The sequence below is a fragment of the Yokenella regensburgei genome, from assembly GCF_051486985.1.
Lineage (GTDB): Bacteria > Pseudomonadota > Gammaproteobacteria > Enterobacterales > Enterobacteriaceae > CBFFRJ01.
Window position 1 is genome coordinate 52,398 of sequence record NZ_JAHVDV010000002.1, and the last position, 14,235, is coordinate 66,632.

At 51.1% G+C, this 14,235-nt stretch carries 12 protein-coding genes; 5 read left to right on the plus strand and 7 right to left on the minus strand.

What is annotated here, in order from left to right:
* Nucleotides 1-163: 163 nt before the first annotated feature.
* Nucleotides 164-2,347: an EAL domain-containing protein gene (locus KXR87_RS02045; RefSeq protein ID WP_437430607.1), complete on the plus strand. Its 2,184-nt coding sequence runs from the start codon at nucleotides 164-166 to the stop codon at nucleotides 2,345-2,347.
* A 44-nt stretch (nucleotides 2,348-2,391) separates the two neighbouring features.
* On the opposite strand, the gene nupC is transcribed toward KXR87_RS02045, so the two are convergent.
* Nucleotides 2,392-3,594 carry a nucleoside permease NupC gene (gene nupC / locus KXR87_RS02050; protein WP_437430608.1) on the minus strand — a complete coding sequence of 401 codons (1,203 nt, stop codon included), beginning with the start codon at nucleotides 3,592-3,594 and terminating at the stop codon, nucleotides 2,392-2,394.
* A 353-nt stretch (nucleotides 3,595-3,947) separates the two neighbouring features.
* On the opposite strand from nupC, the gene KXR87_RS02055 reads away from it, so the two are divergent.
* Nucleotides 3,948-5,186, plus strand: coding sequence for an Nramp family divalent metal transporter (locus tag KXR87_RS02055; RefSeq protein WP_437430609.1), 1,239 nt, complete (start codon nucleotides 3,948-3,950; stop codon nucleotides 5,184-5,186).
* Nucleotides 5,187-5,235: 49 nt separating this feature from the next.
* Here KXR87_RS02055 and KXR87_RS02060 read toward each other — a convergent pair whose 3' ends face one another.
* The 3 genes from KXR87_RS02060 to KXR87_RS02070 all read right to left on the minus strand — a co-directional run bounded on the left by KXR87_RS02060 (nucleotide 5,236) and on the right by KXR87_RS02070 (nucleotide 8,043).
* Nucleotides 5,236-5,589: a DUF2502 domain-containing protein gene (locus tag KXR87_RS02060; RefSeq protein WP_437430610.1), complete on the minus strand. Its 354-nt coding sequence runs from the start codon at nucleotides 5,587-5,589 to the stop codon at nucleotides 5,236-5,238.
* Nucleotides 5,590-5,701: 112 nt separating this feature from the next.
* A complete protein-coding gene (mgrA, locus tag KXR87_RS02065) occupies nucleotides 5,702-6,700 on the minus strand; it encodes an L-glyceraldehyde 3-phosphate reductase (protein WP_437430611.1) in 999 nt (332 codons plus the stop codon).
* Nucleotides 6,701-6,810: 110 nt separating this feature from the next.
* Nucleotides 6,811-8,043 (minus strand): ion channel protein, encoded by a 1,233-nt coding sequence (locus tag KXR87_RS02070; RefSeq protein WP_437430612.1) that lies wholly within the window; start codon nucleotides 8,041-8,043, stop codon nucleotides 6,811-6,813.
* A 202-nt stretch (nucleotides 8,044-8,245) separates the two neighbouring features.
* Between KXR87_RS02070 and glk the strand changes: the two genes are divergently transcribed.
* Nucleotides 8,246-9,211, plus strand: coding sequence for a glucokinase (glk, locus tag KXR87_RS02075; RefSeq protein WP_437430613.1), 966 nt, complete (start codon nucleotides 8,246-8,248; stop codon nucleotides 9,209-9,211).
* Here glk and KXR87_RS02080 read toward each other — a convergent pair.
* Together KXR87_RS02080 and KXR87_RS02085 are read right to left on the minus strand one after the other, a co-directional pair.
* Entirely contained in the window at nucleotides 9,208-9,936 is a 729-nt protein-coding gene (locus tag KXR87_RS02080) for a LytR/AlgR family response regulator transcription factor (RefSeq protein WP_437430614.1), read from the minus strand. The genes glk and KXR87_RS02080 overlap by 4 nt on opposite strands.
* An 11-nt stretch (nucleotides 9,937-9,947) precedes the next feature.
* A complete protein-coding gene (locus KXR87_RS02085) occupies nucleotides 9,948-11,645 on the minus strand; it encodes a LytS/YhcK type 5TM receptor domain-containing protein (RefSeq protein ID WP_437430615.1) in 1,698 nt (565 codons plus the stop codon).
* 387 nt (nucleotides 11,646-12,032) lie between these two features.
* Here KXR87_RS02085 and alaC point away from each other — a divergent pair, with 387 nt between their 5' ends.
* Nucleotides 12,033-13,277 (plus strand): alanine transaminase, encoded by a 1,245-nt coding sequence (gene alaC / locus KXR87_RS02090; RefSeq protein ID WP_437430616.1) that lies wholly within the window; start codon nucleotides 12,033-12,035, stop codon nucleotides 13,275-13,277.
* Between the two features lie 76 nt (nucleotides 13,278-13,353).
* Here the strand turns inward: alaC and ypdK are convergent, their stop codons facing one another.
* A complete protein-coding gene (ypdK, locus tag KXR87_RS02095; protein ID WP_099458783.1) occupies nucleotides 13,354-13,425 on the minus strand; it encodes a membrane protein YpdK in 72 nt (23 codons plus the stop codon).
* A 550-nt stretch (nucleotides 13,426-13,975) separates the two neighbouring features.
* On the opposite strand from ypdK, the gene KXR87_RS02100 reads away from it, so the two are divergent.
* Complete coding sequence (locus tag KXR87_RS02100; protein WP_437430617.1) at nucleotides 13,976-14,227, plus strand: hypothetical protein; 252 nt, start codon at nucleotides 13,976-13,978, stop codon at nucleotides 14,225-14,227.
* Nucleotides 14,228-14,235: the final 8 nt, after the last annotated feature.

Below are 14,235 nucleotides of genomic sequence, written 5' to 3' on the forward strand. Positions count from 1 at the left end.
CTCCATCTCCTGTAAATTCATTTCATTGTTGGTTGTTTAGTTTCATATTGTTAAAACCACCGTAATAAGCGTGCTTTATTGATCCGCCAACTTGCTTCACATTATGAATAAACCTATTATCCGGCCTACTCATAAAATGACCAGTCAGTGACAATTAGCGCCTATGAAAGTGAAAATGAATAAAAACGTTAGAACGTTTATCATAGCGTTAATTATTTGTTTATTCATTGTTCCTTTTTCACGCATTATTTCACCTGTTGCGGTAGTAGACTCCAGCCCTGTTTACCTCACCTGGTTACCGTTGAGCATCATGTTTTCTGTTTTATTATTATTTGGTCGCCGGGCTGTTTTACCGATTATCATAAGCTTTGCTGTTGTTAATCAATGGCTGTTAAATTTAACTTTAATGCAGGCGAGTATCCTTTTATTTTGCCAGTTACTACCCGCATTTGCCGCATGTGCCATCGTACGGTGGAAATTAGGTTCAAGGTGGCGTCATGGCATTCCTAATAAAAACATGGGGCTACGGATTTTTTTGCTGGGTTTTGCTACCCCGCTTGCCATAAAAGCATTGATGTATATCGCCGGACGCTGGTTTTCATTCCCGGTTTATCTGTCCAGTTACTTTGGGTCTGCATCGGTTGTTTACACTATTATCGACATCCAGAATCTGATTTGTGCTGCGCTTATCTTTACGATGATGTTCTATTACCCGCTTCGGATGATACTCAATCCACGCTATGGACGTGCATTCTGGTTAACGAACATTAAACCCTGTATAAGTAAGAAGAACCGACTTTTTACCTTTTCCTGGCTTTCTGCCCTTATTACATTACTCAGCACTCTCTGTTCTTATACGGAATCCGACTATATTGCCGGTTATCTGGTTCCGGTTATTTTTATTATTTTTACCCTTGCGGTCAGTAAATTACGATATCCGTTAATTATGCTTTTATGGCCACTTTCCGCATTTACGCTGCTGAGTTATAACCATCATTTTCTGGAAGGGGTGAATACGGAATATTCTCTGGCCTTCATTATGTCAGTCCTGATCTGCTTTTCCATCTGTCTGATATATATGACGAGAATTCATCATCGCAATGAGTGGATAAAGCGTCGCTGGCAGGAACAGGCCCTCACCGACCCTCTCACTGGTCTGCCTAACTTACGGGCGCTGGAGTTATGTCTGGCAGAAGTTCCGGACAATGTCGTCTGCTGTTTACATATGCATAACCTCGAATTTCTCAGCCGACATTACGGCATGATGATGCGGGTTCATTTTAAACGGAGCGTGACACGGGAATTGCAGCCATTCCTGCTGCGTGGAGAGCAGCTTTTTCAGTTGCCTGGCAGCGAATTAATTCTGGTTTTAAAGGGGGAGGGTGCCGTCGAGCGCCTCCATCAGATGGTTGCACATCTTAACAGTCGACGGATTTACTGGCACAACGACGGAATGGATGTGGAATTTGGCGCTTCCTGGGGGGAGATGAGCGGGGCAGGGGAGACACTCCACCATACGTTAGGGCAACTGAGCTGGTTATCAGAACAAGCCAGTATGACCCGGCAGGTTATGGCGTTAACCCTCAGCCTTAGCGATGTCAGCCTGCAGACGTCGGCGCGTGTGCATTTACTGCACCAGGTAAAACGCGCGCTGGATGAGAATGGGCTGGTGCTCTATGCACAACCTATTCAGGATGCAAATGGCAATGGCTATCACGAAATATTAACGCGGCTGATGAGTGACAACAGGATGCTAAGCCCGGCGCAATTTATCCCGGTGATTGCCCGCTTTAACCTCAGTTTGCGTTTCGATATGCATGTCTTTGAGACCCTTTTACAGTGGATGCATGCCCATCCTGCACCCTCCCCGGCAGCCCGTTTTTCAGTGAATCTCTTGCCACTTACCTTAATGCAAGAGGATGCGGGCCAGAAGCTGGTGGAACGTTGCGCTCGCTATGCTATTTCTCCCGGCGAAATCATCATCGAAGTAACCGAAGAGCAGGCCTTCTCAAACGCTGAAACCAGTATTAAAAACATTCAGCGTTTGCGTCAGGCTGGATTCAGGATAGCTATTGATGACTTTGGTACTGGCTACGCCAATTTTGAACGGCTCAAACGTCTGGAGGCCGATATCATCAAGATTGATGGCTGTTTCGTGCGAGATATCACCGAGGATCCGCAGGACATGCTAATCGTTAAAGCGATATGCGAGCTGGCGAAAGCTAAATCGTTGACGGTGGTGGCGGAGTATGTCGAATCTCAGGCGCAGCGGGAGCTGTTGCTTCAGGCGGGGGTGGATTATTTGCAGGGATACTTGCTTGGAAAACCGCAGCCACTAAAAAAATAAACCGGGGAAAATTCCCCGGTTTTGTTAAGCGTAATGAAACGTGATTACAGTACCAGAGCCGCGATGGACGCCGACAGCACGCTCACCAGGGTCGAACCATAAACCAGTTTCAGGCCGAAGCGAGAGACCACGTTGCCCTGCTCTTCATTCAGGCCCTTGATCGCACCAGCGATAATCCCGATGGAGGAGAAGTTAGCGAAGGACACCAGGAAGACTGACAGAATACCTTCTGCTCGTGGTGACAGCGTCGCGGCAATTTTTTGCAGATCCATCATGGCCACAAATTCGTTAGAAACAAGCTTCGTCGCCATAATGCTACCCACCTGCAGCGCTTCTGAAGACGGCACACCCATTACCCAGGCAATCGGATAGAAGATGTAACCGAGAATGCCCTGGAAGGAGATGCTGTAACCGAACCAGCCGGTTACGGTTGCGAAGAGGGCGTTCAGAGCCGCGATCAGTGCAATAAAGCCAATCAGCATCGCTGCAACAATAATGGCCACTTTAAAGCCCGCCAGAATGTATTCGCCCAGCATTTCGAAGAAGCTCTGGCCTTCATGCAGGTTGGACATCTGAATATTGTCTTCGCTTTCATCGACGCGGTACGGGTTAATCAGCGACAGCACGATAAAGGTGCTGAACATATTCAGAACCAGCGCAGCGACAACGTATTTCGGCTCCAGCATCGTCATATAGGCACCGACGATGGACATGGATACGGTAGACATCGCCGTTGCCGCCATGGTGTACATGCGGTTGCGGGACATCTTGCCCAGAATATCTTTGTACGCGATAAAGTTCTCAGACTGACCCAGAATCAGGGAGCTGACGGCGTTGAAAGACTCCAGCTTGCCCATGCCGTTAACTTTGGACAACACGGTCCCAATGGCACGGATGATGACCGGCAGCACGCGAATGTGTTGCAGAATACCAATCAGCGCAGAGATGAAGACAATCGGGCACAGTACTTTCAGGAAGAAGAATGCCAGACCTTCGTCATTCATTTTGCCGAAGACGAAGTTTGTCCCTTCGTTGGCGAACCCGAGCAGTTTTTCGAACATTTCGGAGAAGCCCTTTACAAAACCCAGACCAACGTCGGAGTTCAGGAAGAACCATGCCAACAGTACTTCGATCACGAGCAATTGAATAACAAAGCGAATGCGTATTTTTTTGCGGTCGCTGCTGACAAGGAGTGCAAGCAGCGCCACAACAGCAAGCGCCAGAACAAAGTGCAGAACGCGGGACATATTTGCTCCAAATATGAGACGGGTAGGAATTTCGTGCACATTCTATGTAACAAGAGGAAAGAAAACGAGATCAAACCCACAGTATATTAATGACCTGTGACCAGACTCAAAATTAGTGATCCAACATACATTTCGGTTATGTTAAGTAAAGAAGTGAAAGGTTGCACTTAAATGCTACACTCTTAACAGAATTGTGTGACCCACAATCGCTTTTAACCTCCGTCTACCATCATTGGTCCTTCAATCGTTTCTGGCTATCAGAGAAATCACGATAACGTACACTGGATGAACTTGATAATCATTCTCATTTTGGTAGCATTAAACATAGCAAAGGCTATATTAGAGGCAAAATAATGAGCAATAGTCGCGTTGAGAATAGCAGTGGGCGTACAGCGCGCAAATTACGGTTCGCGTTAATGGGACCGGCGTTCATTGCCGCCATCGGTTATATCGATCCCGGTAATTTTGCTACCAACATCCAGGCCGGTGCCAGCTTCGGCTATCAGTTGCTGTGGGTCGTCGTCTGGGCAAACCTGATGGCGATGTTGATTCAGGTGCTTTCAGCCAAGCTTGGAATTGCTACCGGTAAAAATCTCGCCGAACAGATACGCGATCATTACCCGCGCCCGCTGGTCTGGTTCTACTGGGTGCAGGCGGAAATCATCGCAATGGCAACCGATCTCGCGGAATTTATCGGTGCCGCCATCGGGTTTAAACTTATCCTCGGCGTCTCCCTCCTGCAGGGGGCGGTACTGACGGGGATTGCAACCTTCCTGATTTTAATGCTGCAACGCCGGGGGCAAAAGCCGCTGGAAAAAGTCATCGGCGGGTTACTGCTTTTTGTCGCGGCGGCCTATATCGTCGAGCTTGTCTTCTCGCAACCTGCGGTAGCGCCGCTGATGAAAGGCATCGTTATTCCGGCTCTGCCTGGTACCGAAGCTGTCTTCCTCGCGGCCGGAGTGCTGGGAGCAACCATCATGCCGCATGTCATTTATCTCCACTCCTCATTAACCCAGCATCTGCATGACGGCACCCGTCGTGAGCGTTACTCAGCGACCAAATGGGATGTCGGCATCGCCATGACGATTGCCGGTTTTGTGAATCTGGCAATGATGGCCACCGCGGCCGCCGCGTTCCATTTTAACGGTCACACCGGTGTTGCCGATCTTGACCAGGCTTATTTAACACTTGAGCCTTTGCTGAGCCACGCCGCGGCAACTATCTTTGGCTTGAGTCTGGTGGCCGCAGGCCTGTCATCTACCGTCGTAGGGACGCTGGCAGGGCAGGTGGTGATGCAGGGATTCGTGCGCTTTCACATTCCGTTGTGGGTACGTCGGACCATCACCATGATGCCTTCGTTTGTGGTGATTTTAATGGGGCTGGACCCGACGCGAATTCTGGTCATGAGCCAGGTTCTGCTGAGCTTTGGTATTGCGCTGGCGCTGGTACCGCTACTGGTATTCACCAGCAATCCGACGCTGATGGGCGAGCTGGTGAACACGCCCTGGGTGAAACGCACCGGCTGGCTGATAGTGATACTGGTGGTAGGGCTTAATGGCTGGTTGCTGGTGGGCACATTGCTCGGGTTATAAACGACATAAAAAAGGAGCGCTCGCGCTCCTTTTTGTGAATATCATCTACTTAGTGATGATGCCCATGTCCATGACCCCGCCCGTGACCGCGACCTGGGCCACGGTGATCGTCACGGTCGCGCCAGCCTTCACGGTAGCCACGCTCGTAGGCGCTGCGTTTATCCCAACCGCGATGATAGCCGCGATCGTGCGGACGCCAGCGATTATCACGCCATTCATAATGACGGCCCCAGTAATCACGATCGCGCCAGCGACCACCATCCCAATAGTTACCATAATTGTCGCGGTCGCCAATCTGTAACTTGATTGAGGGCAGCAGCGTGATTTCGCCCGCATGGGCGACACTGGTGACCAGAGGGGAAAACACGGTTAATGCTGCTGCAAGAATAAGTGACCTGAACATAGTTTTCTCCTTCACGAACGGGTCTGTTGCAGCAATATTATGTAACGTTTTACCCCGCATCTTCGGCACAACTCCTAAATCCGGGGTGACAGCATTTTTTGCTAAAATGCGATCAGCGGGCCTCTGCCAGCAGAGCATCGATAGCTTCACACTCGGCAGCGCTGAAATGACGGTTCGCCATCGCACCCACCGCATCATCCAACTGGCTGGTCTTGCTCGCCCCGATCAGTACGGAGGTCACTCTGTCGCCACGCAGCACCCAGGCCAGCGCCATTTGTGAAAGTTTTTGCCCACGTTTTGCTGCAATATCATTGAGCTGACGCACGATGGCCAGTTTCTCTTCTGTCAGTTGATCCGGATTCAGGAACCGACTGCCGCTGGCGGCACGGGAATCCGCTGGAATGCCGTTGAGATAGCGGTCAGTCAACTGGCCTCCGGCAAGCGGTGAAAAGGCAATACTGCCGACCCCTTTCTCAGCAAGCACGTCCAGCAGACCATCTTCTACCCAGCGGTCAAACAGGGAATATTTTGGCTGATGAATCAGGCAGGGGGTGCCTAAATCATTCAGTATATCAATTGCCTGGCGCGCCAGATCCGCCGGATAGTTGGACAGTCCCACATAGAGTGCTTTGCCCTGGCGTACCACGTGATCCAGCGCGCGCATGGTCTCTTTGAGCGGCGTTTGCGGATCCGGGCGATGATGATAAAAGATATCAACATACTCAAGCCCCATGCGGCGAAGGCTCTGGTCAAGGCTGGAAATCAGGTATTTACGTGAGCCCCAGTCACCGTAAGGGCCGTCCCACATGGTGTAACCGGCTTTGCTTGAGATAATCAGTTCATCGCGATAGGGCAGAAAGTCCTCCTGCAGGAGGCGACCAAAGTTACGCTCTGCCGAACCTGGCGGTGGACCATAGTTATTAGCAAGATCGAAATGGGTAATGCCCAGATCGAAAGCATGGCGAAGCAACTGGCGACTGTTTTCAATCAGCGTTGCATCGCCAAAGTTATGCCATAACCCCAGCGATACTGCCGGAAGTTTCAAACCGCTGTCGCCACAACGGCGGTAATCCATACGCTGGTAACGTGCTTCATCAGCCTGATAAACCATTCCGGTACCCTTATTTTTTTGGTGTATACGTTTACATAAAAGCAGGGTTGAGCTTACACCAGAGTGGCCCTTGCCGCTTATCCACGGGAAAAATATTCAGCATGGCGCAGCTAATTTTTCCGGGGAGCGATCATTATCGGCTTACCGGCAAGCAGTACCCACGCGGGCAGCATAACGATACATAGCAGAGGAAGCAGAGAGGTGTCAGGCACGACTGCGGCGGCCATAAACAGGCTGAGCCAGGCATCGCGAGTGACCACCAGCACGATACCGAGAATGGCACAGGAGACGGTTATCGCTGCCGGAACCGCTTCCACATGTTCATGGAGCATCAGGCCCAGCGCCACGCCAACGAATACCCCCGGGAAAATACGCCCGCCTCTGAAACCACAGGCTGCTGCGACCACCAGCGCGGCCAGCTTCACGACCGCGAAGAGAAGATAATCCGTCACCGTAAAGGTCTGGGAAAAGGCCATTTGCTGCATCTCCTCCAGCCCTTTAAACAGAGTGATATTCCCGCCGATAACCCCCAGTACCCCCAGCACGAAGCCACCGATGCCTAATGCGATGACCGGGTTTTTAATGCGCTGCATCAGCTGATGCAAGCGAGGCATACACCAGACGGCGACCATGCCGAGTGCTATGGCGATAGCGCAAACCACCGCACCGCTAAAAATATCAACGACATGCAGCTGCGTGTAATGGGCTATGGGCAAAGAGAAATGCGGCTGAAAGAAAACGTTGGTGGTCAATGCCCCTGCCGCCGCCGCCATGAGTGGCGCAAACAGTTTATCCCATAAGGGCACGTCATTGCTGGCATTAAGGGTCTGGGAAAAAATAAGTGCGGCTGCAACCGGGGTGCCAAACAGGGCGCCTATGGTTCCGGCTGAGGCGAGAATGGTCCAGTCCAGCGGGGCGACGCGTGGGAAAAGTTTGCCACCGAGCGCAACGGCAAGGGCAATATTCAGCACCATGATTGGATGTTCAGGACCAAGGCTTACCCCGCCGGCAAGACCGATGATAAGCGCAGCCGTAAGCCCCGGCAGGGCGGAGACCTGCACAGGGGCACCAATCAGCGGTTCACTTGCAGGGTCCGGCCCACCCTGACCTTTACTAAAACGAATCACCATCCCGACCGCGATACCGGTCAGTGTCAGTACCAGTACGACCCAGAAGGGGGCGTCCGGCGTAAAACCCATCCGATAGGGCAGGTGCTGCCAGAGAAGCTGTTGCAGTGCAGAGGCTATCTTCATAACCAGCAGGAGCACTAAACTGGAAGCGACACCTATTGCCAGGGCAGGGAGGGCCAGTAACAACATGGTTCTGGCGCGCGGATGAAGCATACTCGTTTCCTTTAGGCCGATTAACGGCATCACTTTACGCGTTACAAAAAAAGGTAAGTGCACACGCTACGGAAATCGTTACGTTAATATGTGACGCAGATCGATAATCATGGGGCACTCATGCTATGGTCGTTGTTGTTACAGCGCCTTGAATTTACAGTGTGCCAAAGATTTATTCTGACTTTAGCGGAGCCATAAAAGAATGACAAAATATGCTTTAGTAGGGGATGTGGGCGGCACCAATGCGCGACTTGCGTTGTGCGATGTCGACAGCGGCATCATTTCCCGGGCAAAAACCTATTCTGGTCTGGATTATCCAAGCCTTGAGGCCGTGGTACGTGTGTACCTTGAAGAGCATAAGGTCAGTGTTGAAGATGGCTGCATTGCCATTGCATGCCCCATTACCGGGGACTGGGTGGCGATGACCAACCATACCTGGGCTTTCTCTGTTCAGGAGATGAAAGCTAACCTTGGTTTCGCGCACTTAGAAATTATTAACGACTTTACCGCCGTCTCCATGGCCATTCCGATGCTTGATAAAGATCATCTGATTCAGTTTGGGGGAAAAGATGCGGTGGAAGGCAAACCTATTGCCGTCTACGGCGCCGGTACCGGGCTGGGCGTAGCCCATCTGGTGCACGTGGATAAACGCTGGGTCAGTCTGCCTGGCGAAGGCGGGCACGTTGACTTCGCGCCGAACAGCGAAGAAGAGGGGATTATCCTTGAAGAGCTGCGGGCAGAAATCGGCCACGTTTCAGCTGAACGCGTGCTGTCGGGCCCTGGCCTTATCAATCTGTACCGGGCTATTGTTAAATCGGATGGTCGCCTGCCGGAAAACCTGCAACCGAAAGACATCACGGAACGTGCGCTGGCTGACAGCTGCACTGATTGTCGTCGTGCCTTGTCCCTCTTTTGCGTCATCATGGGCCGTTTCGGCGGTAATCTGGCGCTCACGCTCGGTACGTTTGGTGGCGTTTACATCGCGGGCGGCATCGTGCCACGTTTCCTCGACTTTTTCACCGCCTCGGGCTTTCGTGGCGGCTTTGAAGATAAAGGGCGCTTTAAATCCTACGTTCAGGACATTCCGGTCTACCTGATCGTTCATGACAATCCAGGCCTGCTGGGCGCAGGCGCGCACCTGCGTCAGACGCTGGGTTTTTACCTCTAAAGATGCATTAACTGCCTGAACTCTTTGACTTTACTGCGGCTGACGGGCACCTGGAAATCAAGGTCCCGCAGCCGCACGATATAGGTATTGTTAAACCAGGGTTCAATCTCGCGAATCTTATCCAGATTGACGCAATATGAGCGGTGACAACGGAAAAAATGCGAGGCGGGAAGTTTGCTGCAAAACTCCGTGATATTCATGGGCATTACGAACGATTCCCGCTTCGTATAGACGAAGGTGAGTTTTTCATGGGCTTCAGCGTAATAAATATCATGGATACTGGTGACAATAATGCGCTCATCTTTCACCAGATTAATCGTCAGGTTTTCACGTAGCGCCGGCTGGCTGACCGCTCCGGTTTGTTGTTGCCAGGCGCTTTCCAGCTTTTGCAGCATGCTGATAATCCGCGACTCCTGATAGGGCTTCAGAATATAGTCAAAGGCTTCAAGCTCAAACGCCTCAACCGCATGTTCTTTCCATGCGGTAATAAACACAATAAACGGCTTATGGGCAAACTGGCTGATGTTTTGCGCCAGCAGAACACCATCCAGAGACGGGATGTTGATATCCAGAAATATGGCGTCGACTTTATTGTGTTGCAGGTATTTCAGCACATCCAGGCCGTCATCAAAAGTGCCCACAATTTCCATCTGGCTGTGCTCTTTAACCAGCCAGCTTAGCTCCTGTTGAGCCAGTATTTCATCTTCAACAATGATGGCTTTCATTCATTAATCTCTCAGGGCAACAAGGTTGCGGCCACCGCAGCGGGTGTAGCATGCATGGGAACATAAAAGGCGATTTCGGTGCCTTGCGAAAGGCGCTTAATGTGTAGCCCTTCGCCATAGAGTAATTTCACCCGCTGGTGAACGTTAAGCAGGCCAATTTTATTACCGGGCATCTCATTGGCTTCAACGCGGGCAATCATCTCTGGCGAAATGCCGTTTCCGGTGTCGCGTACGGCAACGCGTACACGCCGACCGCACTCCGCCACGCTGATGGTCACCACGCCTTTACCTTTACAGGGCTGAATACCATGCACAATGGCGTTTTCTACCAGCGGCTGAATAAGCAGACTGGGGATGACGCAACGCACTTCTTCATCAATATCGTAAATAACGGTGAGCTTATCGCCGAAGCGCGCCTGCTCAATCGCTATATAGTCTTTAATCTGATACAGCTCTCTCTGAATGTCGATTTGCTCATCATCTTTTAATTCAATGTTATAACGCAAATAGCGCGACAAATTAAAAATAAGCTGACGGGCGGTGTCCGGATTAAGGCGAATGGACGACGATATAGCGTTCAATGCATTAAACAGAAAATGGGGATTAATTTTACTCTGCAGGGCGCGTAACTCGGCCTTATTGGCCATTTCACGAAGTTGTTCAGCGCGAGAGACTTCCAGTTGAGTGGAGATAATTTGCGACAGGCCCACCGCCATTTCCTGAAGCGACGAAGTTATCTGATGCGCGTGACAGTAATAAATTTTCAGCGTGCCCGTAACGACACCCTGTTCCCATAACGGAATGACCAGCATGGAGTGAATTTCCGGCGTGCGATGTGCTTCGTCATTGTTTTTTATAATGATTTCGCCACTGTCGATCGCCTGTCTGGTGGTAGGGCTGATAATATCGTCATTATCATGATAATTATCTTCACCGACGCCGACGTAAACCAGTACATGGTCAACATTGGTAATGGCGACAGCGTCTGCATCAATATCGCGGCGGATAATATCGCAGACCTTGCGCAACGAGGCGTTATTAACATTGCGAAAGAGCGGCAGCGTTTTATTGGCAATATCCAGCGCCAGTTTCGCCTGCCGCCCGGCGATGGCCTCTTTTTCACCTTCCACACTTTGCACCAGCAGAACAATCAAGCCGATGCAAACGCTCCCCAGAATCATCGGCACACCGATTTTTGAGACAATATCCAGCCCCAGCGCTGTGGTCGGTGCCCAGATAACCACCAGGGTCATAGTCAGGGTCTCGCATAACATTCCGGCGATAATGCCCGCGCTCCAGTGCCTGGTTTTCGGGATCTTAATATTTATCCATCCCGACAGAATGCCGGCAATAATACTGGTGATTAAACAGGGCACGGCGGTCACGCCACCGATATCAATCAGATAGCGATGGATCCCGGCGATAACGCCGGTGATTATCCCCACCCAGGGGCCAAAAAGGATCCCGCCGGACATCACGGCGATAATGCGCACATTGACCAGCGACCCTTCAACCGGCACGCCGGACCAGGTGCTGAAGAGGGCAAAGAGGGAGAAGATAGCCGTAACGGCCAGCAGCTCTTTTGGCGTGTGGGCTGTTTTATGCAGCAACTCGCGAAAGAGACGGATGCGGATCAGAAAAAAGAGGCAGATCAGCATCAACGCCGCGCGATCGAACACCGCCAACAGCATGTTGAATATTTCGTGCACGGAAAACCCATGTAAAAAGCGTGAAAAAGCTATGATAAAAAACATCAGTGCAGATGACCAGTTAAGTGCGCCAGTGATGCAATGAGGAAAAACCACTTCCTTAAAAGGGGATTGTGGTCAGGCGTGCGATTTTCTGGGTTCCGTCGGAAAATGGGCAGTTAATGTGTAAATTTAATGATATCAATATGTTAATTTTTTAATGCAACCAGCGATTTAACACGCCATCATTCTTAATTCGTGATGATTACTCTTCCTCTTTTACCAGACGGCATTATTTTTTCATTTCCTCTCGACAGCCGCTTTTTTTTCAGGCTATTTTCTTAGGACGCCACCATCGTGGCAGCGTCGCTCGGACGGTCCGGGCGCTAACGTTAATCTGAGGAATCTATGGCTGAATTCAGTCCTGAACGCCGTTTCACGCGTATCGATCGTCTCCCCCCTTATGTATTTAATATCACCGCTGAACTGAAAATGGCTGCGCGTCGGCGCGGCGAAGACATTATCGACTTCAGCATGGGGAACCCTGATGGTGCGACGCCGCCCCATATCGTTGAAAAACTCTGCACCGTTGTTCAGCGTCCGGATACGCACGGCTATTCGACCTCACGCGGTATTCCGCGTCTGCGCCGCGCCATTTCCCGCTGGTATCAGGAGCGGTATGACGTTGATATCTGCCCGGAAACGGAAGCCATTGTCACCATAGGTTCAAAAGAGGGGCTGGCACACCTGATGCTGGCCACTCTGGATCATGGCGATACCGTACTGGTGCCCAACCCCAGCTACCCAATCCACATTTACGGTGCGGTCATTGCCGGCGCGCAGGTCCGTTCCGTTCCCCTGGTGGAGGGTGTCGATTTCTTCAACGAACTGGAACGCGCTATTCGCGAGAGTTACCCGAAGCCCAAAATGATGATTCTGGGTTTCCCCTCCAACCCCACCGCGCAGTGTGTCGAACTGTCGTTCTTCGAAAAAGTGGTGGCGCTGGCCAAACGTTATGATGTGCTGGTGGTACACGATCTGGCTTACGCCGATATCGTTTATGACGGCTGGAAAGCACCGTCGATTATGCAGGTGCCGGGCGCGCGTGATGTTGCGGTAGAATTTTTCACCCTGTCAAAAAGCTACAACATGGCAGGCTGGCGTATCGGCTTTATGGTAGGTAATAAAACCCTGGTCAATGCGCTTGCGCGTATTAAAAGCTACCACGATTACGGCACCTTTACGCCGTTGCAGGTGGCGGCAATCGCAGCGCTTGAGGGCGATCAGCAGTGCGTGCGTGATATTGCCGCCCAGTACAAGCGTCGTCGCGATGTGCTGGTTAAAGGCTTGCACGAAGCGGGGTGGATGGTCGAGATGCCAAAAGCGTCGATGTATGTCTGGGCAAAAATTCCGGAACCCTACGCTGCGATGGGCTCACTGGAATTTGCCAAAAAAATGCTTCAGGAGGCGAAAGTCTGCGTCTCTCCGGGCATCGGTTTTGGCGATTATGGTGACACCCATGTGCGCTTTGCCCTGATAGAAAACCGCGATCGTATTCGCCAGGCGGTACGCGGGATAAAAGCTATGTTCCGTGCAGATGGCTTACTGCCAGCCTCCGGGAAAGCGGCCTCGGAAGAGGCGAATCAGCCCTGATACCACGGCGTAGCGAGAAGACAAATGAAAACAGGAGCCAGAAGGCTCCTGTTATTTTTTCGTGCTGCGTCGTTGCTCAGATCATCAGGGCGAACGTGCCGGCCCACACAATGACCATCACCGAAATGCCCATAAAGAAATATTTCACAGTTCATCGCTCCGCATACCCGAGGTATGCATTCATGACCAGATCAGGACTGAGTATAGAGAGGTGAAACTACGCCAAAGTGAAAATGGGAATTTTCTCCCTTCTGGCCACAGCTCCATCTCAGAATTTATGGCGCTATCTGCGCCAAACGGGGGCTAATGTACGCTTAAAAATGGAGGCTTACAAGGGCATTTTTCTTAAATAATTTCCGTCACTTACGCACTGTCGGGCTTTGGCGACACTTTGATTTCGCGGCGTAATAAATGGCCGTTCAGCGACGCGTTTTAACATCCCTGAAACCTGACATTTTCAGCCTTGATTCATAAGGCTATTTCGTGATCTCTCGCACAATTTCTCGTTAATTCAGGCGAATCTTACTCCACCCCTGCGCCTGTGGCTTCCCTCTTCAACCTCGACGCCCTCAGTCAATAAAAGCCAGAAACGCTGGAAGTTTTCGTTAAGTTGGCCTGAAACCGTTTTTTTCTTAAGGGTACATTTCAACACAATGTAAAGGGGTATGATTCGGACGTTCTTTGTTAAGGATAAAACAATGAAAATATTGGGGCTGGATGAGTATCGCGTGCTGCGCGGAAACGGAGCACTGAAGTATTTTGAACTGGAAGGGATGCCGGGTGATGAGTGGCGCATGCTTTTTGAACGCCAGTTTGCTGACCAGGGGACCAACGTCTGGATTGAGGGCTATTGCATAGTACTGCAATGTACCAGTGACGAGGTCCCGGCCTGGCTTACGCGGTTACAGGCTAAAAGTGATGAGGTCACCGCACAACTCCTGATGCGCTAGCAGCACCA

Coding starts and splice junctions, on each gene's coding strand:
- KXR87_RS02055 (WP_437430609.1), top strand. CDS start 3,948: ATGAGCAATAGTCGCGTTGAGAATAGCAGTGGGCGTACAGCGCGCAAA.
- alaC (WP_437430616.1), top strand. CDS start 12,033: ATGGCTGAATTCAGTCCTGAACGCCGTTTCACGCGTATCGATCGTCTC.
- KXR87_RS02070 (WP_437430612.1), bottom strand. CDS start 8,043: ATGCTTCATCCGCGCGCCAGAACCATGTTGTTACTGGCCCTCCCTGCC.
- glk (WP_437430613.1), top strand. CDS start 8,246: ATGACAAAATATGCTTTAGTAGGGGATGTGGGCGGCACCAATGCGCGA.
- mgrA (WP_437430611.1), bottom strand. CDS start 6,700: ATGGTTTATCAGGCTGATGAAGCACGTTACCAGCGTATGGATTACCGC.
- KXR87_RS02045 (WP_437430607.1), top strand. CDS start 164: ATGAAAGTGAAAATGAATAAAAACGTTAGAACGTTTATCATAGCGTTA.
- KXR87_RS02080 (WP_437430614.1), bottom strand. CDS start 9,936: ATGAAAGCCATCATTGTTGAAGATGAAATACTGGCTCAACAGGAGCTA.
- KXR87_RS02100 (WP_437430617.1), top strand. CDS start 13,976: ATGAAAATATTGGGGCTGGATGAGTATCGCGTGCTGCGCGGAAACGGA.
- KXR87_RS02060 (WP_437430610.1), bottom strand. CDS start 5,589: ATGTTCAGGTCACTTATTCTTGCAGCAGCATTAACCGTGTTTTCCCCT.
- nupC (WP_437430608.1), bottom strand. CDS start 3,594: ATGTCCCGCGTTCTGCACTTTGTTCTGGCGCTTGCTGTTGTGGCGCTG.